The organism is Streptomyces sp. NPDC034043 (genome assembly GCF_055575675.1).
Map to the genome: position 1 here is coordinate 34664 of NZ_JBVISF010000023.1, position 21965 is coordinate 56628.

12 protein-coding genes and 3 pseudogenes are annotated in these 21965 nt (G+C 67.8%); 3 read left to right on the forward strand and 12 right to left on the reverse strand.

All coding sequences use genetic code 11. From position 1 onward, the window contains the following. Positions 1–22 precede the first annotated feature (22 nt). The 6 genes and pseudogenes from ACZ51S_RS32405 to ACZ51S_RS32430 form a co-directional block, all read right to left on the reverse strand. Positions 23–283, reverse strand: coding sequence for a hypothetical protein (locus tag ACZ51S_RS32405; protein ID WP_468962834.1), 261 nt, complete (start codon positions 281–283; stop codon positions 23–25). A gap of 182 nt (positions 284–465) precedes the next feature. Next, positions 466–747, reverse strand: coding sequence for a hypothetical protein (locus ACZ51S_RS32410; RefSeq protein WP_468962856.1), 282 nt, complete (start codon positions 745–747; stop codon positions 466–468). Between the two features lie 211 nt (positions 748–958). After that, positions 959–1501 (reverse strand): annotated as a pseudogene (locus tag ACZ51S_RS32415) (methyltransferase domain-containing protein); the annotation flags it as partial. Between the two features lie 93 nt (positions 1502–1594). Then, positions 1595–2077 carry a hypothetical protein gene (locus tag ACZ51S_RS32420; protein WP_468962836.1) on the reverse strand — a complete coding sequence of 161 codons (483 nt, stop codon included), beginning with the start codon at positions 2075–2077 and terminating at the stop codon, positions 1595–1597. Between the two features lie 1441 nt (positions 2078–3518). Continuing rightward, complete coding sequence (locus tag ACZ51S_RS32425; RefSeq protein WP_468962837.1) at positions 3519–3944, reverse strand: contact-dependent growth inhibition system immunity protein; 426 nt, start codon at positions 3942–3944, stop codon at positions 3519–3521. 95 nt (positions 3945–4039) lie between these two features. Further along, positions 4040–4711: pseudogene (locus ACZ51S_RS32430) on the reverse strand (HNH endonuclease family protein). A gap of 345 nt (positions 4712–5056) precedes the next feature. On the opposite strand from ACZ51S_RS32430, the gene ACZ51S_RS32435 reads away from it, so the two are divergent. Then, positions 5057–5371, forward strand: coding sequence for a hypothetical protein (locus tag ACZ51S_RS32435; protein WP_468962838.1), 315 nt, complete (start codon positions 5057–5059; stop codon positions 5369–5371). Between the two features lie 406 nt (positions 5372–5777). Here the strand turns inward: ACZ51S_RS32435 and ACZ51S_RS32440 are convergent, their stop codons facing one another. From ACZ51S_RS32440 to ACZ51S_RS32460, 5 genes are all read right to left on the reverse strand, one after another. Then, complete coding sequence (locus tag ACZ51S_RS32440) at positions 5778–6167, reverse strand: hypothetical protein (RefSeq protein ID WP_468962839.1); 390 nt, start codon at positions 6165–6167, stop codon at positions 5778–5780. Positions 6168–6259: 92 nt separating this feature from the next. Continuing rightward, a complete protein-coding gene (locus ACZ51S_RS32445) occupies positions 6260–7492 on the reverse strand; it encodes a serine/threonine-protein kinase (RefSeq protein WP_468962841.1) in 1233 nt (410 codons plus the stop codon). A gap of 422 nt (positions 7493–7914) precedes the next feature. Continuing rightward, on the reverse strand, positions 7915–8259 hold the full coding sequence (locus ACZ51S_RS32450) for a peptidase inhibitor family I36 protein (protein ID WP_468962842.1): 345 nt from the start codon (positions 8257–8259) through the stop codon (positions 7915–7917). 784 nt (positions 8260–9043) lie between these two features. After that, positions 9044–9304: a hypothetical protein gene (locus ACZ51S_RS32455; protein ID WP_468962843.1), complete on the reverse strand. Its 261-nt coding sequence runs from the start codon at positions 9302–9304 to the stop codon at positions 9044–9046. Positions 9305–9410: 106 nt separating this feature from the next. Next, on the reverse strand, positions 9411–12431 hold the full coding sequence (locus tag ACZ51S_RS32460) for a DNRLRE domain-containing protein (protein ID WP_468962844.1): 3021 nt from the start codon (positions 12429–12431) through the stop codon (positions 9411–9413). 582 nt (positions 12432–13013) lie between these two features. Here ACZ51S_RS32460 and ACZ51S_RS32465 point away from each other — a divergent pair. Beyond that, positions 13014–20441, forward strand: a complete 7428-nt coding sequence (locus ACZ51S_RS32465; RefSeq protein ID WP_468962847.1) for a ricin-type beta-trefoil lectin domain protein — start codon at positions 13014–13016, stop codon at positions 20439–20441. 18 nt (positions 20442–20459) lie between these two features. Beyond that, positions 20460–20900 carry an SMI1/KNR4 family protein gene (locus ACZ51S_RS32470; protein WP_468962849.1) on the forward strand — a complete coding sequence of 147 codons (441 nt, stop codon included), beginning with the start codon at positions 20460–20462 and terminating at the stop codon, positions 20898–20900. Between the two features lie 96 nt (positions 20901–20996). Here the strand turns inward: ACZ51S_RS32470 and ACZ51S_RS32475 are convergent. Further along, positions 20997–21579 (reverse strand): annotated as a pseudogene (locus ACZ51S_RS32475) (IS5 family transposase); the annotation flags it as partial. Positions 21580–21965: the final 386 nt, after the last annotated feature.

The window sequence follows — 21965 nt, forward strand, 5'->3', positions numbered from 1 at the left end:
GGGGTCTGGGCACGCCATCAGGTCAGCGGCAGTTGCCTCCCGAACTCGTGAACATCGACTTGGCCGCCTTCGGGGTGCCTCCCGCGCTCATCGACAAACGACTCCCGTTCTCGTGGACAAAGCCATGCACCACCTCCTGAGGGGGCCAGCCGGTCACGCCGAGCAGCATGCCGTCCAAGGCGCCGCCCACCAGCACCACGTAGTCATGACCCAGCCTGGGGCCCGGCTCCGGATCATCCGGCTCCGACCCATCCACACGCCGGTCCCACCACACAGCATCCATGCACGCAGCCTCCCACCACCAGGCCGGTGACCGGGCGGAGAAGCCCAGTCCGGCCCCGGGAGGAGTGAAGGGCGGCTACCCGACCCAGCCGACGCCCCGGGCCCGCATGCAGAACTGCGTGGTCAGCCACTGCGGCCGTGCCAGCTGGCGGGCCAGGCCAGCGTCACCCGCAGACCGCCCGATCACGAACGGAACCGCTCCACCACCCGCACCTGCCCCGACACCGTCAACCGACCCACCGACACCCCCAACTCCCCTGCCGCCAGCGCGCACAGTTCATCGGCATCCTCGTCGGTGAACCAGCCCGACAACTCGTCCTCCCCCTCCATGTCGTCGGCGAGGACCAGGTGCGGGCCGTCGAGCCGCAACGGACGGCGCCCGGCACCGGCCACGGCCAGCGAAGCCGACGGCATCCCCATGGGCACCCCGATCCTGTCGTGCGCGGGCAACCACGCCACCACCACCGCCCGATAAAACAGCGGGCGCACCTCCGGACCGCCGGCCGGGGCAGGGAAGTCGGAGTGCGCTGCGCCTCCAGTTCACCACCGTGGCCCGGCCCACCCGGGCCATCCGCGCCACGTCGCCGAGCTGCACCCAGTCGCGGCCAGGCGTCCGGGCGGGGAGCGTGACGCTCCCCGCCCGGACGCCTGGAGTGTTGCGGGTCGGCTCGGTGCTGGGCAGCGGGAGGGCGGGCATCTGCGGGTGTCGCAGGTGCTGCCCGCCGTCGTAGATGTGCAGGGTGAACGTCTCGGGCCCGAGGCGGCCCGCCTCGTCGTACGCGGACAGCACGGCCTCGACCCGTTCCCACAGCCGCACGGGGCCGCTCTCGCGCGCCTCCCACCGGTCCTCGACGGGGGTGAGGGTGGCGGCGGAGCCGGTGACGACGTCGACCAGGTGCACCACTTCGCCGACGGTCGTCATCTGGGCGTCCGGGACGGCGCTCTGGGCGAGGAATCGCAGGTGGAACGCTTCCTCGGTCGCGGCCGTGATCCGCTCCGGGCGGTGCCGGGCCGCCCGGCCCTTCTCCGGGAGACCGGCGGACCAGTGGACGGGGTTGCCGAAGACCGGCGCCGCGTGCGTACGGGCGGACATGAACGACACCATCCCGGGAAGGAGCCGGCCCTCGGCCCTGCCGTCGCCGTTCACGGTCAGCAGGACGCGCGCCTACCCGTACAGCCAGCCCGACAGGGTGAGCAGGATCTTCCCGCCGGGCCTAGCTGGGACAGCAGGCACCAGGCCATGGTCTCAACAGGAGGCCTGTCCCAGCCACCCGGAGTGCGCGGGGTGTGCTGGGTGGCCACCACCGGAGCCCTAGCGTTCGGCGAGCAGCCGCTTGCGATGGCGTCTGCGGCGGATGGCGGTGACGAGGATGGTGACGGCGCCGATGCCGATTCCGAGCATCGGGAGAAAGACGGCCAGCATCAGCCAGCCTGCAAGCGCGACAAGCCCTCCGGGGTCCCCGATGGCGTACCGGGAGATTGCCTGGGACGAGCAGGTGACCTTGTAGTCGCCTGCCCGCGGCACGTTGATGGTGTAGAGCGGCATCCAGGTCTCGTCTTGGGTGAGGAACACGTCGATTCCCGGATCGGTCGGGCCTGGGGCTTCAGGCCCGGTGATGTCGCACTTCGGGCCGGGCGACGGGCCCGGGTACTTGACCCAGATGGTCTTCTCGCTCCCCGGCTCGAGCCGCAGGGTGACGGTGTCACCATTGCCGAACTGATGGTCGGTGTCCACCGCGTCGATCGCGTCGTTGAACCGGTATGCGCCGATGGCCGCGCCCAGCACGGTCAGCATGACGGCGATCGCAACCGCCGTGGCATACCAGTGACGGCCGGGCCGCAGTTCGCCTCTGCCTGTCGCCCTCGTGCTCACGGCCTTGACCCCCATGTCCACACACTGATTCCCCCAGACCGGACGGCGGTCTGCCGCCGGACACCCCCATTTGAACATGCTCAAAAACTGGGGTGTCCTCGGGGTCGGTGTCGACGGCCTGGAACCCTCTGAGCAGCGCCGCCCGGACGCCGCCATCCGGAACCTGGTTTCCGTGGAGGACCCGTTCGAGCGCTGTTGGGTGAGGCCGTGGACGTGGGCCGGGCGCAGCGTGAGTTCGGGCCGGGTGCCCACCGCGTTTTCCAGCGTCTCCCCGGAGAGAGCACGCCTTGGCTGTGTAGGGCTGTCCCGCAAGTGCGGCCGGGCTCTGACCTGAGGCCGGCTCGATAGGGTCAGGAGCACAGCCGACGGAAGAGGATCGTTCGATGGCGACGTACGACCAGCTGACCGCGTGGGCCGGCCTGGGCCATGTCACACGAGCCGACCGGGAGCAGGGTGTATCAGGAGCAGGTGTAGTCGCTCAGGCCGCCATCGTGGTGCGACGCCCCTCCCCAGCGAACACCCTTCTCACTCCGGATGCGGGCGCGTTCGCAGTGAGGTCATAGACGGCGTCGTACAGCAGGTCCCGCGCGTCGTGGACGCGGTGCGCTGCCAGGGAGCGCACAGCCCAGCGACGGGACTCCTCGCCAAGGAGACCCGGGCCATTTGTGGACCCGGCACAGCTGAATGGCAGCCTGCGTGACGACGGCCGCGACCTGACCGCCGCCGATCACTCCGGTGCCAGACGGACACCACGGCCCAGCCCGCCTCGACCGCGAGCATCCCGACCGCCCGCCCCCAGCAGCCGGCGGCGCAGCGGGGCCAGCTCCCCGGCCGGCCCGGCCGACTGCCGCGGACTCAGATGATGGGCCGTTGTCCCAGTACAACGCGGGCCACATCGACAGCCCAGGGGTTGATGACGCCTTCATCGTCCCCCGATGCGGCATCCTCCAGCCCCCGGCGAGCGGACCACGCAGCTCAATGTCCACTCGCTGGTTCCCCTGCCGAAGGGACACCACAGCACGGCTGAGCAGCTCAGCACGAGCCTCTCCTGACTCATCGGGATACGACATGTCCACAGGTTCTCAGATACGTAGGTTTCGGGGCACACCTTCAACTCGACCTAAAGGGCTGCCCGGGCCGTAGACCGGCCGGGCGTACGCCGGGCGGCTCCCGCCCGGCGTACGCCCCCCACCTCAGCGCGCTCCGGCCGCCTGGAGCAGGCATGACCGTTCCCCCGGTGAATCCCCTCCCCCGCGCGTATGAGCCCCGCCCGGTCCGGCCCCGTAGCCGCCGCGACCACCGCTATCCGAGAAGAGCCTTTGCTGGGGCGGACGCCCATTCTCTGACGCCGCGTGATTCGTGCTCAGGCCCCGGAGTCACCGCCATCAGCCGCATGAAGGGCGAGGAACCGCGCGGCTTCCTCTCCCACGGGCGATGGCGGGTCGACCAGCTCCGAGACGATCAGAGAGAGACCTCGCGCGAGTTCCGGTGACGCCTTCCATACCTCCGGTTGGCGGGTCAGCACTGCACTGAGTAGGTCCCCCTCATACAGGTCACCTTCCGCCATCGGGTGCTCCTGCAGTACTTCAAGCGCCAGCGGCAGCACGTGGGCAAGACCGAGGTCCTGCCGGATGAGCACACGCAGGTCCTCGACCGTCAACGTAACAAGCGGCTTACGCCGAAGCGCGTGCACCATGGCAACAAGGCGGGTCACCTCGCCCAACGGAGCTGGCCAACGATCGTGTTCGAGCTCCTCAAGAGAGCAGTCACGGCTGTTCTGTCGATTCACCCACCGATGGTCCCATGCCGAAGATCAAAATCTCCGTCGGAGGACAAAGGGCAGCAGCGCGGCCATCAACCCGGTGAACATATGCGGTCACAGCACTAGGGAGCCGGCGTGAACGCCACCGGCGTGTCCCCGCAGCCGGCCGCGATGTCCAGCAGCCGGTCCCGCTCCGCCTCGTCGACCGCAAGGCCCCAGCGCAGCTTGGTCGCCGTCCACTACGCGCCGTACCGGCAGAGCGCCTGCGCCGACGGCGGCAGCCACTCCGCCGGATCCTGATCCGCCTTCGACCGGTTCGACCGCGCCGTCACCGCGACCAGGGAGGCCGGCTGGCCCTGGTCGTTCGCGTACGCCTCCCGCCTCGCCGCCGTCCACGCCGAAGCCCCGGAGTCCCAGGCCTCGGTGAGCGGCACCATGTGGTCGATGTCCAAGGCCCCGGCCGGGGTCACCTCCCGGTCGTCGTAGTACGACCACCACACCCCGCCCGTCAGCGCGCAGCCCGGTCCGATCTCCGGATAGACGACCGCCTCGGCCAGCAGCACCTCCTGGCGGGTGTTGCAGCCGTCGGCCGGCTGGTCACCGGCGTTCCAGTGCCGGAAGGAAGTGCGCTGGTAGTCGGTCCGGTCCTCGACCGCGAGGGGGAGCGCGGAGACCGCGACCCCCATGGGCAGCACCTGCGGCACGACGACCGGGCGTTCGGCGGCGAGCGCGGTCGTCGCGGGGAAGGACAGGGCGAGTGCAGCGGCCGCTGCCGCGGCCCGCATCAAGATCATCATGCGGCGGTTCTACCGGCCACCCCGACAACAGCAACAGGGCGCGGAGCAGCAGTTCACTCCCCGGGGCCGTATTTTCACCGGCGAATCGGCACTGCACCAGGGTCAGGGCACGGCCTGGCCCCGGGCCTTTCCCCGCCGGTGAGCCCCAGCAGCGGCATCTGCCCGGTGATGTGGTTCGGCGGCGACGCTGGCGTGCGCCGGAGCGCGGCGCAGGCTCTTCGTTCACTCACTTGGGTGAATCGGGGGGCTGCGGAGGGAGAAGTGCGCGGTGGGGTTCGTCTGCGGGGCGAGGACGCGATCACGCCGACCGCGTCCCGCCAAGTAGATGGAGAACCACTGAACATGCCGTCCTTGGAGTGGATCGGGTACGTCCCGACCGCCGTGAGCGCGGTGCACGCTCTGGTCGCTGTGGTGAGCCTGTGCCGGCGCGGTACGGCCGGCCGTCCGGACACCCCTGGTGAAGCGATCGCCGAGCCCGTGGTGCCGAAGCAGTGCGGTGGTGCAGCGGAGGAGGTTGTGGTGGTGCGGGTGGAGTTGGCCGTGGATGCGCAGAGCGTGGTGCGGATCGAGTTCGCGGGCGCCGCCGGCGCCCCCGCGGGCACCGGTTCCGTCACCGGCTCCGGTCCAGCGGCCGGCGGGGAGCGGGGCCCGTGGTAGGCGGAGGGGCGGAAGAGGAGTTCGCGCCGGACCCCGACGCGGAACAGCAGCTCGGACCCGGTCACGGTGCGGACGAGGAGTCCGCACCGGAATTACCCCCAACCACACTTCACTCTGCCCAAGGAGCGGCCCCAGCCACCCCATCACGTCAACTCCGAGAGCCTTCACACCATGTAGTCGAACGGGACACTCAAAGCGCTGCCTCATTCGAGCAAGATCTTTGAACAGGACCCAGAACACGAGCTACCTGCCGCTGTGCGCTCACCCAGCCGCGGCAGCTGCGCCCGTCCCGAAGCGCGGCACATCCTCCACCCCCACGTCCAAGCGCAGCCGTTTAAAGCGCAGCGGGTGCCGGTAGACGCCGCCGCGGTCCACGGCCCGATCGGCGCTGACCTCCGCCACCGCCTCAGGGCGCACCAGGACCGAGTCCAGGACGTCGCGGGACCCCCAGGCGGCCGCGAAGTGCACCCCTTCCCAGGGGTGCCCCGGGGCCGGCCGGCCGCAGGTGCTCGGCGACCTGCCGGGACTGCTCCGGGCGCAGGGCGACCGTGCGGCCGACGGCGCGCAGCCGGCCCGTGGTGTCGTGGCGGCCCAGGACCAGGAGCTGTGGGCGGGTCAGGGTGCCGGCGATGGCGCCGATGACAGCTTCGGTGGTGTCCCTGCGGCGGATTCTGGTCCAGGCGCGGCGGCCGGCCTGATACGGCGCCGCCATGGGCTTGGCTACTGCCCCTTCGAGCCCGGGCACATCGGTCCAGGACTCAAGCCAGTCCGCTGCCGTCGCGATGTCCGTGGTCATCGGACCGAGGGTCCACGGGGAGGTCAGGGCGCGGGCGGCGATTCCGGCCGCTGCCCGGAGGGCATCGTCGGCCGACTCTGTGCGGGCGTGGTCTATAGCCGTGCGGTGGCGCGGCGGGCACGGACATCGTGGTAGACGTACATGGCGATGGTCACCGCCGTCACCAGATAGAAGAGCCACAGGCCATAGACGGCTTGGGTGTAATAGCCGCTGCCGGCGTAATAGGGCGCGTCGACCATCGTCTGCCAGCCGAGGCTCACCACGGTGAGCACTGCCGCGCCATAGCCCGCCAGCCTCGCCGGCACCCGAGAGCTCAGGACGAGCAGCATGACCGCCACCAGCAGCGTCGCTATCCCGACGCCGGCTCCCACGGTGGTGAGGGCTCGCCCGGCTCGTAAGTTCCACTCGAAGAAGTCCTCTTCCTCCGCATAGACGATCTGTTTGCCGAACGACCTGACAACGCTTTCGCTCCAGCCTCCAGCTGTCCTGTAAGCGGGCTGGAACAGGACGATCGTGTGCAGCGCCAGCAGCACCGCCGGCGGGCCGAGCCGTTCCAGCCGCGCCTGCCTCGTGGACGGCACGCGCCGCGATGTCGTGGTCGTGCCGGACGCGCGCAGCAGCGAGGCGCACTCGGCGGCGGTGGGCCGCTGCTCGGGACGTGCAGCGGTCATCCGGGTAAGCAGGGACAGTACGGGTTCGCGGATGGAGGATTGGACCTGGGGCATGAGCTGCGTGACAGGCAGTCGGTGGCCGGTGAGCTTCTCGACCAGGACGATTCCCAGCGCGTAGACGTCCGAGGCGGGTGTGGCGGCACGGCCTTGCAGCTGTTCGGGGGCCATGTAGCCGGGGGTTCCGAAGTATTTTCCGGTGGTGGTGGCTGTGCGGGTGAGCGAGGCGTCGTCCCGGGCTATGCCGAAGTCCATCAGCACGGTGCGCCCGTCGGCACAGATCATGATGTTGGAGGGCTTGATGTCCCGGTGCACAACCTTCGCTGCGTGGACGTGCACGAGAACGTCCGCCAAGTGTGCCCCGGTCTCCACGACCGAGTCCACGTGCGAGAACTCCCAGGTGGCGCCGTCCAGCAACTCCATCACGAGGTAAGGCAGGGGCTGGTTGTCGTAGTCGGCCGTTCCGGCGTCGTGAACGGTCACGACGCTGCCGTGGCGAAGCGAGGCGAGCGTGCGGGCCTCACGTGCAAACCGCTGAGCCGCCTCCGGGTACTGCATGACGCCGGTGACGAACTTGATGGCGACCCGCCGGCCGAGGGTATGATCCGTCGCCTCCCAGACCTCGCCCAAGCCACCCCTGCCAAGGAGGCGTTCCACGCGGTAGCGACTCCCGACGGCCATACCCTGCTGCACCCAATCCCCCTAGCGTCAGCCGAGTCGATGAGATGGCCAATCTAAAGCAGGTCACCACGGCTGCGGAGGGACCCAAGGCCACCAGCCACTGACCCTCACCACACCCCAGCGCCTTGTGGGGGGCTGAGCTCGGCGCGCGGTCATGGGCGCAGCGGTGGGGCCTGGTCGGGGACACTATGCAGGCGCGGCGTCTGGCGGGGATGGGGCAGGGTCGGATGGCGTACTTGGGCCCGGCCCGGCCCGGCGCCCGGCAGGCTGGGAGCAGTACCGTCAAGCCTCAGGCCTCCCACACCCCCAGGCGCGGCCAGGGCCGCCTCGGATGTCGGGGCGCCCACGACCGGACAACACGAGCTGTCGGCGCCGACGCAGGCGGGCCAAGGCTCGGCTCAGCAGGGGCGGACGTACCAGACAGGCGTCCAGTCGAAGCTGGAGTGGGCGGAGTAGGCGCCGGGTGTGGTCAAGATGACGTTGTGATTCTGATCCAGAAACTGGGCGCGGGTCCCCGGGGTCTGGTTATTGATCCAGGATCCGTAACCCTCCCAGCCCGACAGCTCGTACGTGTCACACCGGTAGAGGTTGAACTGTGAGCCGGTGAAATCGGTGCCGCTGTAGAGGCAGAGGTTGCCGGCCGGGCAGTCGGCCGCAGCTGCCGGAGTGGCCAATCCGAGCAGCGTCGTGGCAGCGAGTGCCGTGGCCGCGAACAGTGCTGTGATCGGCTTGCGCAGGGTCATGTGAGGCTCTCCGTGGTGGTCCGGACGGCTGGTCCGGGGATGGCGATGGACGTCGATGACAGCAGCGATACGTCGCATCCGGCCCCCTCATCGACGGGAACGGATGGCTACCTGCGGCACCATGACATTGGGCCGCCCCCAGAACAGCAAGGATGCCGACGCCATGACAGCGACATCCTCACGATTCACCTGTTTAGGGCTTGCCTGCCCCGGCCCGGCACCTGAGCGGCGCATCGGCCGCAGTAGTGGCGTCGTCAGCAGCGTCCAGGGCTATCGGGCCCCCAGGGGCGGTGCAGCAGCTCTTCCCCGTCCAGCTGCAAGACGTCGAAGGTGACGAAGTAGGCCGGCCCACTTCCCGGCCAGGGACGGGGCGCGGCGGCCTCGCGGGGCGGCTCTGCGCTGCAACGCCTCGAACGAGAGCCGGCTCGCCGCCACGTTCCAGACGAGCAGCTCGCAGCCCAGGCGCCGGGAAGCTGCTCGGCGGCGGCCACCAGATCCGGAAACCGGTCCTGCACAAGGGGCCCGCGCCGGGTCTGGAGCCACACCCGCCCGCCCGGGCCGGCCGGGGTGAACAGCAGCGCCCGGTGCCCGTCGAACTTCTAGCCATAGGCGACCCCCGCGCGCGGTACGGCCGGGCCCGGCAGCAGCTCGGCGGCCTGCGCCAGCATCGGCTCCGCCGGGACCGCAGCACCATCCTGAAGTCCTCCTCTGCCGATCCGCCTGCCCGAGGGCCAGGCTGGGCCCCAGAGCAGGCCGGGTCCCGGCGGAGGTGCCGGGTAGGGGATCAGAAGGCGAGTTCCAGTAGGCCGCCGAGGGTGAGGACCAGCCCGGCGAGGGCCATCACGGCTCCCAGGTACCGGTAGACCTGCTTGGACATGGCTCGCTTGGGCGGGCCGAGGTCTCCCCGGGCGTGCATGGCCCGCTCGGCGTTGGCCTGGGCGTAGTGTGCCGTCGCGGCGGCGGCATCGCGGATGTTGAGAGCCAGTGCGGTGCCTGCGATGAGGCTGATGGTGCCGAGGGTCAGGAGGAAGTAGGCCAGTGTCATGCTGCACCTCTTGGGCGATGTGGGTAATGGTGCGGAGTTTTGGGTGTGTGATGAGTGCCCGGCCGGATGTTCCGGCCGGGCACTCGTTGGTGGAGCGGGGGCTGGGTTATCCGATGGCGCGGGCTGTAGCCCAGTCGTCTTCTTCTACGCGCCAGCTGGTGGTGGCGGTGGTGCGGCCTCCGTTGATGAGGTGGAGGGTGCCGTCGTTGCGGGTGGCGTAGAAGTCGGGGATCTGGTCGTTGTTGACGTCGGGGGTGCCGCGCAGGAGGGGCCAGGTGGTGCTGTCCCAGCCGGTGGTGGCGTAGGTGAGGTCTTTTCCGTCGGCGGAGTTGACGGCGAGGGCGAGGGAGTTGATGTCGGCGCCGCCGCCGGTGCCGGGTTTGCCGCGGCGCAGGGCCAGGCCGCGGTCGGGGGTGGTGTCGTCGCGGAAGAGGAGGTCGGGGACGTTGTCGCCGGTGATGTCGCGGATGTCGATGATGTCGCGCTTGGTCCAGCTGGTGGCGGAGAGCTGGCGGGCTTCGGTGATGGTGGCGCCGCTGTAGCCGGTGAGGATCCACAAGGCGTCGCCGGCGGTGGCGAAGATGTCCTCCATCTTGTCGCCGTTCATGTCGGGGACGACGACGATCTGGGAGAACGTGGCCGGGTCGGGCGCTCCTGCGGGCAGGAGGACCTGGGTGCGGCGGCTGATGTCGAAGCGGCCGTTGCCGTCGCCCTGGTAGACGTAGAGCTTGCCGTCGGGCATGCGGGCGATGAGGTCGGTGATGCCGTCGCCGGGGTACCAGTCGTGGGAGTGCGCGATCAGTGCGCTCTTGCCGGCGGCGTCCTTCCAGTAGCCGGCCGGGACGGGCTTGCCGTTGTCGGTGGCCGCCGGCATCCAGGCGTCGACGTCACCGATCTGGTCGGCGGGGTAGACGCGCAGGTCGCCTGCCGCGTCGATGGCGAGGAGGTCGGCTTTGCCGTCGCCGGTGGTGTCGCCGGGGCCGTCGAGGCCGGGGCGGGGGCGGACGTAGAAGGTGTAGGTGACGGGGTTGGAGGGGTTGCCGGCTTTGTTGACGACGCGGACGTAGAAGAGGTTGGGTCCGGCGTTGTCGGGGTTGACGTCGACGGTCACCGTGTCCGACCCGGTGGCGGGGACGGCCTTCTTGTCGTAGACGGGGTGGTTGAGGGACCACTGGAACTCGGTGATGTCCGCGGGGCTGGTTCCGCCCGCGATGACGGTGATCTTGCCGGGGCCGAGGGTGTTCTTGCTCCACTCGGCGCCGTCGGGGCCGGGAGCGGGGAAGTCCTCGGAGCGGATGGTGGGCGGTGTGGGCTGGGTGTGGTCGACGGTGAAGCTGCACCAGCCGCCACCGCCGGAGTCCATGGGGCCGCTGCCGGACCACTGTCCGTCCCAGTCGATGGCCTGGGCGAGCCAGTAGTACGTCTTGCCGGGGGTGAACTTCTCCCACGGGATCGTCACGTTCGCGGCGCCGTCGCCGTTGGTGTCGCGGAGTTCGTCAGCGACGGGCGAACCGTCGGCGGCCCAGATCCGGAAGCTCAGCCGGCGCAGGTTGCCGTCGCCGTCCGAGGCCTTGGCACGGAAGTCGACATCGGACTTGCCGATCTTGGTGAACGGCTGCCCGGTGACGCACGCACCGCCCGGGGAGGTGCTCATGTTCGCCTGGACCGGGGTGTCGGGGACCTTGGTGTACTCGACCTCGATGTACGGGGCGCTCTCGCCGTTGGCGAGGAACTTCTTCCAGTAACTGGCGTCGTTCTCGTTCGGCGAGCGCAGGCCGAGCGTCAGGTTCTGCCAGGCGCCGCGGGCGCCTTCCTCGACCTTCGCCTTGATGTCGATGCCGACCCAGGCGTCAGGGCAGGAGCTGTTGTATCCGTGGCCGGTGGACGCGCCGGCGATGCGGTTGCTCCAGAACGCGCTGGTGTTGGTGTTGTTCCAGGTGCTGGAGCTGGTGATCAGCGGGGTGTGGTAGACGTCGAAGGCCCTGGCATCACAGCCCCAGGAGTAGGTCTGCAGCATCCGCAGGTTCGCCGAACGGATCTGGCTGCCGTGGATCTGGCTCCCGAAGTCGAAGATGAACGCCGCCCGGGAGGTGCCGTAGGTCGTCGTCTCATAGCCGACACGGGCCTCGGGAGTACCGGATCCGCTGTTGTAGTTCTGCCCGTTCCAGAAGCTCGAGCCGCCCTCGGTCTTGTAGAACGCGGTCCAGTTCTGCTTGTGACCCTTGAACGAGGGGTCGATGAAGACCGGATAGACGGTGTCCGCGTCCTCCAGCAGCTGCCTGCTGGGCGTCACCGTCAGGATGTTCTCAGCCGACAGGGCCGCACCGGCGACCTTCGCGTGGTTGCCTTCCGCACCGTTGAGTCCGGGCAGCGCCAGGGTGGGGTGGTCCTTCGCCTCCGGCGCCGGCGCCGGCTGCGCCTCGCCCTCGGTCACGGCCACCTTGCCCGCCGAATCCCACATGTACGGGGTCGGCGAACCGGCGATCTCCACGCCCTTGGAGTCCTTCGCGCTCACCGAACGCGAAGCCTCGTCCAGGTGGAAGGTCAGATCCGGGGAGGAGAGGCGGTAGTTCAGCTGCCCCAGCAGCGGGTCGGCAGCGGCCTGCTTGTCCTTCACGACCAGGACGTGCGTGTAACCGGCATCCTGCGCCGTCATCACCAGGTCGATGCCCGGGCGGACGTTCTCGTACAGGGCACGCGGACCGGAGATGACCGGCTCCGGAAGGGAACCAGGCCAGGCCACGACCAGGTCGTGCCCCTCCGTGGTGAGCCGTACCAGCTCGCTCCACACAGGGGTGGGCCCGTCCACCGTCACCGCGGCGGGGCGGGCCAGGACCACACGGGAGACGCCACGTGAGGCTCGCTCACCGCCCCCGCCCCCGCCCCCGCCGGTCTGCGCCTTCGACCCCGCGCTGAACACCACACGCCCATTGACGGCCTTGGGCGCGAAGCCGCCCTCCACCCGCTCCAGCGTCGTGTCGATCGGCTTCCACGCCTGGCCCACCTTCGCCCGCGTCGCCGCACTCGACACCCGCAGCTTGAACGTCCCACCCGGCTGCGCGAACGTGCTGGTGTGCGCCGTGCGCTCCGCCGTGACCTCAACCTCCTTGCCACTCTCCTTCGCCAACCGACGCGCCTCGGGCGCGGCGACAGGGGTGTCGGGGTTCTGCGACGGCGTGGCCTGAGCCGGTGTGCTGGTGTCGCTGCGGTTAAGGACGACCGGGACGGCGACGGCAACAGCCAGCAGCGCCGAGAGGCCGCCCAACGTCCTGCGTCGACGGAGCCAGCTATGTTGGCCAACTCCGGTTATTTTAGACTTCTTTGACGAACCGACGGTCGTGGGTTCGGTTTTTGACACGCTACTTCTTCTCCCCCCTCGGGTATGCGATTCCGCCACCCCTGGGTGTTTTCAGACAAAGGAGCCCGATGGCCGGGCAGCACGAAATACCCGGCTCCCCATCCGGACGTTCGCGCACGGAATGTGCGAGCAGAGCATGACTGATTCAACAGATGGCGTCACCTGCGAGAATGTCGCAACTGTGCCCTTTATGCGAGCTTTTTCATGATGTATTCCGCCTGTAAGTGATAAAGGCCACACTGCCTGATCGCTATGGCTTTTCTCCTCGCGCGAGCCCGAGAATCAGCGGACTATTTGACAGTTTCCTGCCACACGTGTGTCTTCACCGTGGGCAGATCGTGGGGGGTCTACATGTCGCCGTTCTCGGCGCATCATTTCCGCCTGCCCGGAAGCAAGAGTGCGCGCCAAAGACGCGCGCGTCTCGCCGGGCATGCCGGCATCACCGTCTCGGTGGCGCTAGTCGCATCACTCCTGCCCGTCCAGGCCTGGGCGGCGTCACCGGGCGACCGCAGCGGGGTCCAGCTGCCCGGGCTCCAGCAGGACATTAAGGCCAGGCTCGACCAGGTCGAGGCCGCCAAGCTCGAAGGCTGGGCTGGGGCTCCCGTCCAGCCGCCCTCCGAGTACGAACCAACCAAGATCACGCCTCCAGCTGGTGGGACGGTGAGTGTCGCTCTGTCGGGCGACCAGCTGGTCCAGGCGGGCACCCTGCCGGTGAGCATCGGCAAGGCCTCGCCGACCGCCGAGAACCCGACGCCGCCCGCACCGTCGGGCACCTGGTCGGTGGCAGTGGAGACTCGCGCCGTGACAGAGGCCGCAAACGTCGACGGCGCGCTGATCAAGGTAACTCCGCCGGCGGAAGGGTCAACGCCTGTTGACGTCCAGCTGGACTACAAGAAGTTCAAAGACCTCTACGGCACCGAGTGGGCCACGCGCCTGGAGCTCAAGCAGCTTCCCGAGTGCTTCCTGACCACTCCGGACCTGCCCGAGTGCTCCGTCGCCCAAGATGTTCCCAGCGTCAACGACCCCGCCACGGGCACAGTGCGCGCGACCATCGACCCTGCCACTGCACCGAGCCAGGGTCTGCGCACGATGGCCGGCGGCAGTGGCGGCCCAACCGTCCTGGCCGCCTCCGACGGCGCCTCCGGCGCGGGCGGCACCTACAAGGCGACGTCCCTTTCTCCTTCGGGATCCTGGTCGGCGGGTGGCAGCGGCGGCGGGTTCTCCTGGTCGTACCCCCTGACTGTCCCCCCCGCGCCCGCAGGACCCACACCAACGGTCACCTTCGGGTACTCATCGCAAGCAGTCGACGGCAAGACCTCCGTAGCCAACGGGCAGGCATCCTGGATCGGCGACGGCTGGGGCTACGAGCCCGGCTTCATCGAGCGCCGCTACCGCTCATGCTCTGACGACCTCAAGGCCAGCCCGGCCAAGCCAAACAACGACAACAGCACGGACAAGAAGAAGAGTGACCTGTGTTGGGTCGGCGACAACGTCGTCATGTCCCTGGGCGGCTCCACCACCGAACTGGTCCACGACGCCACCACCGGTGCCTGGGTCCCGGCATCGGACGACGGCTCCCGCGTCGAACGCAAGACGGACGCCGGTATCGCCAACGGGGCGAAGGACGGTGAGTACTGGGTCATCACCACCCGGGACGGCACCCGCTACTTCTTCGGCCGCCACGACCTCGACGGCGCCGGCAGCCGACCTGTCACCAACTCGGTCCTCACGGCACCGGTCTTCGGCAACCACCCCGGAGAACCCTGCTACCAGACCTCCTTCGCGGCCTCTTCGTGCAATCAAGGGTGGCGGTGGAACCTCGACTACGTTGAGGACGTCCACGGCAACGCCATGATCATCGACTGGGCCAAGGAGACCAACCGCTACGCCAAGAACGGCAAGTACAAGGAACCGGTTTCCTACACCCGCGCCGGGTACCCGACTCAGATCACCTACGGGCTACGCAGTGACAACCTGTCTGGCGCCCCGGCCGGCAAGGTCGAGTTCACCGCCGCCGAACGCTGCATCAAGGAAGGCGTCACCCAGTGCTCGGACGCTGAGTTCGAAGGCAACAACTACGGTGCCAAGCAGCCCTGGTGGGACACCCCAGCCACCCTGCACTGCAAGGCAGACGCCAAGGACTGCTACAGCGGCGCGCCGTCCTTCTGGACGCGCAAGCGGCTGACCGCTGTCACCACCTACGCCCAGCGCACTGCGGGCTCCACCGCGCTGTCCCTGGTGGACCGGTGGACGCTCGCGCAGTCGTTCCCGAGACAGCGCACGGACACCCACCCGCCGCTGTGGCTGGAGTCGATCACCCGCACCGGTTTCGGCACCACCAAGGACGCTGCTGGCAACCAGGAGAGCATCGCGCTTCCGCCCGTCTCCTTCCTGCCCAATGTCCAGGACATGCCCAACCGCGTCGCGACCAGCGCCACCGACGCGACCCCAGACTTCGACCGCCTGCGCGTGGAGACCATCCGCACCGAGACCGGCGGCGAGATCTCCGTCGACTACTCCTCGCCCTGCCCCGTCGGCGGAGCACATCCGAAGCCTGAGGAGAACACCACCCGCTGCTTCCCCGTCCACTGGTCCCCGGACAGTGAACTGGAGAAGCCCCAGCTGGAGTGGTTCAACAAGTACGTCGTCGACAAGGTCACCGAGAAAGACCGTGTCGCCCGCCAGCCCGACGTCACCACGAGCTACACCTATGAGGGGGACACTGCCTGGGCCAAGGACACCGACGAGTTCACCAAGCCCGAACTGCGCACCTACAACGAATGGCGCGGCTACGCCAGCGTCGTCGTGAGCAAGGGCGTCACCGCCAACACGGGCAAGAGCGACGCGACCGAGCAGTCCCAGACCCGTACCCGCTACTTCCGCGGAATGTCCGGCGATGCCGGCCGACCCAAGATCACGATCAAGGACTCCACCAACACCGAAGACCTCGGCGAGGACCTGCGTCAGTACCAGGGCAATGCTGCCGAGAGCATCACCTATACCAAGGCAGGCGGCAGCGTCGTCACCCGGGTCCTGACCTGGCCCTCGAGCCAGAGAACAGCAAGTCGCCCACGGGAGGGGACCACACCGCTTGAGGCCTTCCGAGGCGATGTCACGCGCACGGACGAGATCACAAACGTCAGCGCCGGCAAGTCCCGCATGGTCCGGACCCGCAACGCCTACGACACCACCTACGGCCTGCTTCTCACCACGCAGACCGAAGCCCTGGCAAACAGCGGAACCGGATGGTCCAGCGTTGAGCAGAAGTGCACAACCACCAGCTACGTCCACAACCCCGGCCAGTACCTGATCGGTCTGCCAAACAGGGTCCGCACGACCCAAGGGGACTGCGCACAGAGCGCAACCGGCACCGTCCTTGCAGACTCCCGCACCTCATACGACGCTCTGAACTCCTTCGGCACTGCACCGACCAAGGGGCTCGTCTTCCAGGCCGACACACTCGACGCGGCAGGGACCGGCTGGATCACCAGCACCCGCAGCGAGTACGACGCCCTCGGCCGCGCCGTCAAGACCTATGACCCCGCCGGCAATGCCTCCACCACTGCCTTTGCACCGGCAGCCGGTCCTGCGTTCACCGTGACGAAGACCAATGCCCTTGGGCACACCTCGACCACCACGGTCGACCCGGCCCGCGGCAGCCTCCTGGAAGCCACTGACACTAACGGGCGCAAGGTCACCACGACCTACGACAGCCTGGGCCGCTCAACCGCCGTGTGGATTCCGTCGCAGAAGCCCGGCACCGACAAGGCGGCCGTCACCTTCGGTTACCAGATCTCCGAACACGAGGCCCCAGCGGTCATCAGCAGAGCCCTGCAGGACGACGGCACCTACACCCAAACCCTCACGATCTACGACGGCCTCCTGCGCCCGCGCCAGAACCAGGGTGAGGCCGTGGGCGGCGGCCGGCTCATCACCGACACCCTCTACAGCGCGAACGGCACGGTCCGCCGCACCAACAACGGCTACTACGCCGAAGGCGCCCCGACGAACAAGATCTTCGTTCCCGAGAGCGTCTTCCAGGTCCCCAACTCCACGGAGACGGCGTACGACGGCCTCGGCCGGGCGGTCCGCACCACCACGCTGCACGCGGACGTGCCGCAGTACTCCGACATCGCCCAGTACGAGGGGGACTTCACCCTCACCCGCTCGGCCATGTCCACGGACGGCAACACCCCCCTCAAGGGCAGCGGTGCCACCAAGACGTGGACCGACCCGCTGGGACGTACGTCGGCCATCGAGTACGCCACGTCGACCGACCTCACCACCTGGACGAAGACCTCGTACGCCTACGACGTCCGCAACAAGCTGTCCCAGGTCACCGACGCGGCCGGCAACAAGTGGACCTACGGCTACGACGTCCGCGGCCGCAAAACGTGGTCCGAGGACCCGGACACGGGACGGTCGGAGTTCGGCTACGACAACCTCGACCAGCAGCTCTGGGCGAAGGACTCCAGCGGCCGTACCCAGTACACGACGTACGACGTCCTCGGCCGCACAACCGAGCTGCGTGACGACGCCCCCAACGGACCGCTCGTCGCATCCTTCACCTTCGACACCCTGCCCGGTGCCAAGGGCCAGCCCGTCGCGTCCACGCGCTACGAGGGCGGGGCGGCGTACACCAGCGAGGTCACCGGCTACGACGCCGAATATCGCTCCACCGGCTCGAAGAGCACGATCCCGAACGTCCCCGCGACCAAGGGCCTGGCCGGCACCTACGCCTACAGCACCACCTACACCCCGACGGGCAAGGTCCAGTCGACCACCCTCCCTGCCACTCCGGGCGGCCTGGCCGCCGAGAAGCTGGTCACCCGCTACAACGCGGACGGCCTGCCCCAGTCCCTGTCGGGGCTGAACTGGTACACCGCCGACGTCAAGTACGGCCCGCTCGGGAACGTCCTGCGCACCGCGACCGGCAACGCGCCGAACCGGGTGTGGACGACGACCCTCTACAACCAGAAATCCGGGCAGGTCACCAACCAGATCACCGACCGAGAGACCGGCGGCCCCAACCGCATCAGCGACGTCTCCTACGCGTACGACCCGGCCGGGAACATCACCTCGATCACCGATTCCCAGCCCGGCGGCCGGGAGGACCGCCAGTGCTACGCGTACGACCCGATGGGCCAGCTCACCAAGGCCTGGACGGGCAAGACCGCGTCCTGCACGGGCCCCAGCCTGGCCGACGTCACGCCCGGGCCGGACGGTGACGGCTTCTGGCAGGAGTACCAGTTCGACGCGATCGGCAACCGCACCAAGCTGATCAATCGCGACCTGACCAACAGCGCACTGGACGACGAGACCACCTACACCTACGGCGTCGCGCTCGTCGGCGGCGCCCAGCCTCCGGTCAGGACCCAGCCGCACGCGCTTTCCAAGGCCGAGAAGAACACCCGCACCCCGGGCTCCACGGTCACCTCGCTCACCGACTACACCTACGACGCATCCGGCAACACCAAAACCCGTCGGATCGACGGCGACACGCAAACCCTGACCTGGGACCGCCGCAACAAGCTGACCTCGGCCAGCAGCCCCGGTATCGGAGCAGCCCCCATCGTCGGAGGCTCCGGCAAGTGCCTCGACGTCGAACAGGGCAGCACCGCAGACGGAACCCCCGTCCAGATCTACCCCTGCAACGAAACCAAGGCCCAGCAGTGGCGCCTCACCGGCAACACCGTTCGGGCCCTGGACAAGTGCCTGACCACGAGCAGCAGCAAGCTGGTCCTGGCCACCTGTGAGGGCAGCGACAAGCAGAAGTTCATCTACCGCGCCGGTGACAAGTCGCTGAACAACCCGGCGACCAACCAGTGCGTCGACGTCCCCAACAACGCCGCCGACGGCAGCGACGTCCAGCTGTGGTCCTGCAACGCAACCGGCCCGCAGCAGTTCACCTTCGACAACACCACCACCTACATCTACGACGCCGGCGGCAACCGTCTCATCGAGGAGACCGGCAGCTCCCGCACCCTCTACCTCGGCGAAGCCGAGATCACCGTCAACAAGGCCGGCCAGGCCATCGACGCCGTCCGCTACTACAGCGGCGCCGGCGCCACCACGGTCCGCCGCACCAGCGGCAAAGCCGACAATCATCAGCTCAGCGTCCAGCTCGCCGACCACCACGGCACCGCCACCACCTCGGTGGAGCAGAGCGCCGGACAGGCGATCACCCGCCGGAAGTCCGACCCGTACGGCAACCCCCGCGGCCCCCAGCCCGGCAACTGGGCCGGCAGCCGCGGCTTCCTCGGCAGCGGCATCGACGACACCAACACGGCCCTGACGCATGTCGGCGCCCGCGAATACGAAGCAACCACCGGCCGCTTCATATCCGTCGACCCAATCATCGACATCACCAACCCGACGCAGATGAACGGGTACACGTACGCCAGCGGCAACCCGATCAACAAAAGCGACCCGTCCGGTCTCATCGAGACCGACTGCAAGAACGGCCACTGCGGCGGCCACTACAACCCGCGCGACGACAACCTCCCGGTAGGCCACCCCAGTCGGCCCACGCCGATCCGTGGCGACTTCAACAGCGCGTACACGGCACAGGACAGGATCCCGAAGCCGTACAACGGCTCCCGGGCGGGCACTGGTCCCTCGAAGGGCTCGAAGGGCTCGAAGGGCAGCAGGCCCCAGGGCCACACAAAGACGGTATGCAACCGAGCCTCTTGTAAAAGCACGTGGGTCAACCAGCCCATGGGTAACGACCGAGACCTTGCCGCCGGATTCCTGGCAGGGGTCGCCGATGGACTGACATTCGCCTGTCAAGGGTTCAAGCTGTTTGGCGAGGTCGAATGCGCAGGCGACGCCATCCGCAAGGAGGCCGTAAACGAGTACGGCGTGGACGCCGGATCCGCGGCATTTGATATGGGATATGCAGGCGGAGAGGCAGTCAGTTCGCTTCCCTTTGGCCCCATATCAGAGGGAGCCTGGGCTACACGGCTCGCCACGAGGCAATGCTTCCTGGCAGGCACCCTAGTCAAAATGGCGGATGGCTCGACAAAAAAGATCGAAGAAATCAAAACAGGCGACGAAGTTCTCTCCTCTGACCCAGAAACCGGTGAAACCAAATCTTCCACAGTAACGGCCCTGTTCCAACAAGAAGGAGTCAAGGAACTCAGCTCCCTATCTCTGTCCACAGAAAACGGAACCGAAGAGCTTACTGCCACTAGTGGCCACCCCTTCTGGTCACCCTCCGAGCGTGACTGGATAGACGCGGGATCCCTCGAAGTCGGCAGCACCCTACTGACTGACGAGGGCAAGGTTGCCGTAGTCTCGGCAAACAACCGGTTTACACAGTCTGTCACCACCTACAACCTCACGGTCGCCAGCCTCCACACGTACTATGTACTGGCTGGCTCCACGCCTATTCTGGTCCATAACGTCTGCGCCAGGCCGGGAGGTTACGACGGCGCGGCAGGTACGGGCTACGGGCCGGCTGACACGCCGGTGCGAGTTGCAGGGCCATGGGTAAAGAACGATATTGGTCGAGGAACACGCGGGCTGCGCCCGCAAAGTCTGGGAGATCGCCTACAAATCCATCACGCCGACCAAGAGGCGGGATCTCCGATTCACGAGCTGGATCAAGATTTCCACCTCAACGCCGACATCCATCGCAATAAGTTCAACCAAGGCGTCACCTCGAAGATGAGGAAGGAAGATACCCAGCTTCACTGGTGGTACAGATCAATGGAGCAAGGCTGGGGTAGCACCTACGGCCCGGAAGCATGGTTCGACAATTGGCCATCTGGTAGATAAATGAGGGGGCAAACATAGATGGACTTCGCCGATTTCGAGGCATTGATCGACGAGACTCGCAGTCTGCACCCTTGGTGGCTCGCAGGATTTGAGCCTATGCGCGCTACAGAAGAAGATTTGGACCGTATCCAGAGGGAGCTTTCAGTTTCACTCCCTGCCGACTACTTGAGGTTCATGTCGGAAGTGGGGGCAGGCTCGTTCGGATTCATGGACATTTTTCCAGCACGCCCCGACTCCCTTCAGCGCGACGATGCCGTCAGCGTGAACTCCAATCCTTGGTGGCCGGTGGAATTCTATGCATTTTCCCCAGTGGGAACTGGGGATCTATGGGGATTCCTCTGCGAGGGCAATAACGCGATCGATATGGTCTATTTTCTGGATCACGAGACCGGGGATACAACTAATGAAGGGATGAGTTTCTTGGATTTCCTTGCCGCGAATGCATTGCGACCGCGGTAGGAATCTCGAAATTCACTCGGAGACTCCTCGCTGGACCAGTCCGGCGAGGAGTCCTCGTGCATTCGCAGCACCCCTTACGGCTTCGCAAGGGCAGCCTTTCTCCAGTACCGGCTTGAACTGCGTGCAGTCCGCCCGCTGACCTGGTGTGACGACCAGCGACAGAGGGCGGCAGCATCCGTCCGCGCTCAGGTGGAGCTTGCTGGTGAACCCGCCCCGCGAGCGGCCCAGGCCCTCACCTCCCGCACCACCTCCACCAGGCGGCTGTGCAGGCTCTGCCACGCGGTTCGCCCTGATGTTCTGTCGGCGCGGCCCCCTTTGAGGCGGGTGCCGGTGGCGGGTCGGTGCGGGCACCAGCGGCGTGCTGATGAGCCCGCACGATCGTGGAGTCGACCGAGACCTCCCAGTCGATCTCACCCGCCACGTCGGCTGCGGCCTGGACCTGCTGGAGCAGACGCTCCCACGTCCCGTCGGCCGACCACAGCCGGTAGCGTTCGTAGATGGTTTTCCACGGCCCGAACCGTTCGGGCAGGTCACGCCACTGCACGCCGGTCCGCACCCGATGCAGAAGCCCGTCGATCACCTGCCGGTGATCCCGCCATCGGCCACAACGCCTATTGCTGACCGGCAGGAACGGCCGCAGCCGTTCCCACTCAGCGTCAGTCAGATCTCCCCGCCCCATGTCCACATCAACGACACGGACACCGGCTAGTCACATGATCGACCGGACAAGCCCTAATTGCACGGCAGGCCTCGGCGGGCAAGGCGCCGTGCTGGGCGATCGCCTCGCCCAGAGTAGGGCCGGGAACGAACTCCGTGGCCAGCCAGGGTGTTTCGGCATGCGGGTCGGCATCGGTCACCGACGCGATGCCCGGCCCATGGACCCGGGCGGCGAGCCGGACCTCCCGGGCGAAACGCCGCCGGAACTCAGGATCGTGCGCGCGCTCGGGATGCACCACCTTCAGGGCGAATAGCCCACCCCTCTGATCCTCGGCCAGATAGACCCGACCCATCCCGCGCTGCCCGAGCCTCGCCAGCAGCCTGTAACCCCCCAACCTCCGCGGATCC

Coding starts and splice junctions, on each gene's coding strand:
- ACZ51S_RS32405 (WP_468962834.1), bottom strand. CDS start 283: ATGGATGCTGTGTGGTGGGACCGGCGTGTGGATGGGTCGGAGCCGGAT.
- ACZ51S_RS32420 (WP_468962836.1), bottom strand. CDS start 2,077: ATGCTGACCGTGCTGGGCGCGGCCATCGGCGCATACCGGTTCAACGAC.
- ACZ51S_RS32435 (WP_468962838.1), top strand. CDS start 5,057: ATGCCGTCCTTGGAGTGGATCGGGTACGTCCCGACCGCCGTGAGCGCG.
- ACZ51S_RS32440 (WP_468962839.1), bottom strand. CDS start 6,167: ATGACCACGGACATCGCGACGGCAGCGGACTGGCTTGAGTCCTGGACC.
- ACZ51S_RS32450 (WP_468962842.1), bottom strand. CDS start 8,259: ATGACCCTGCGCAAGCCGATCACAGCACTGTTCGCGGCCACGGCACTC.
- ACZ51S_RS32455 (WP_468962843.1), bottom strand. CDS start 9,304: ATGACACTGGCCTACTTCCTCCTGACCCTCGGCACCATCAGCCTCATC.
- ACZ51S_RS32465 (WP_468962847.1), top strand. CDS start 13,014: ATGTCGCCGTTCTCGGCGCATCATTTCCGCCTGCCCGGAAGCAAGAGT.
- ACZ51S_RS32470 (WP_468962849.1), top strand. CDS start 20,460: ATGGACTTCGCCGATTTCGAGGCATTGATCGACGAGACTCGCAGTCTG.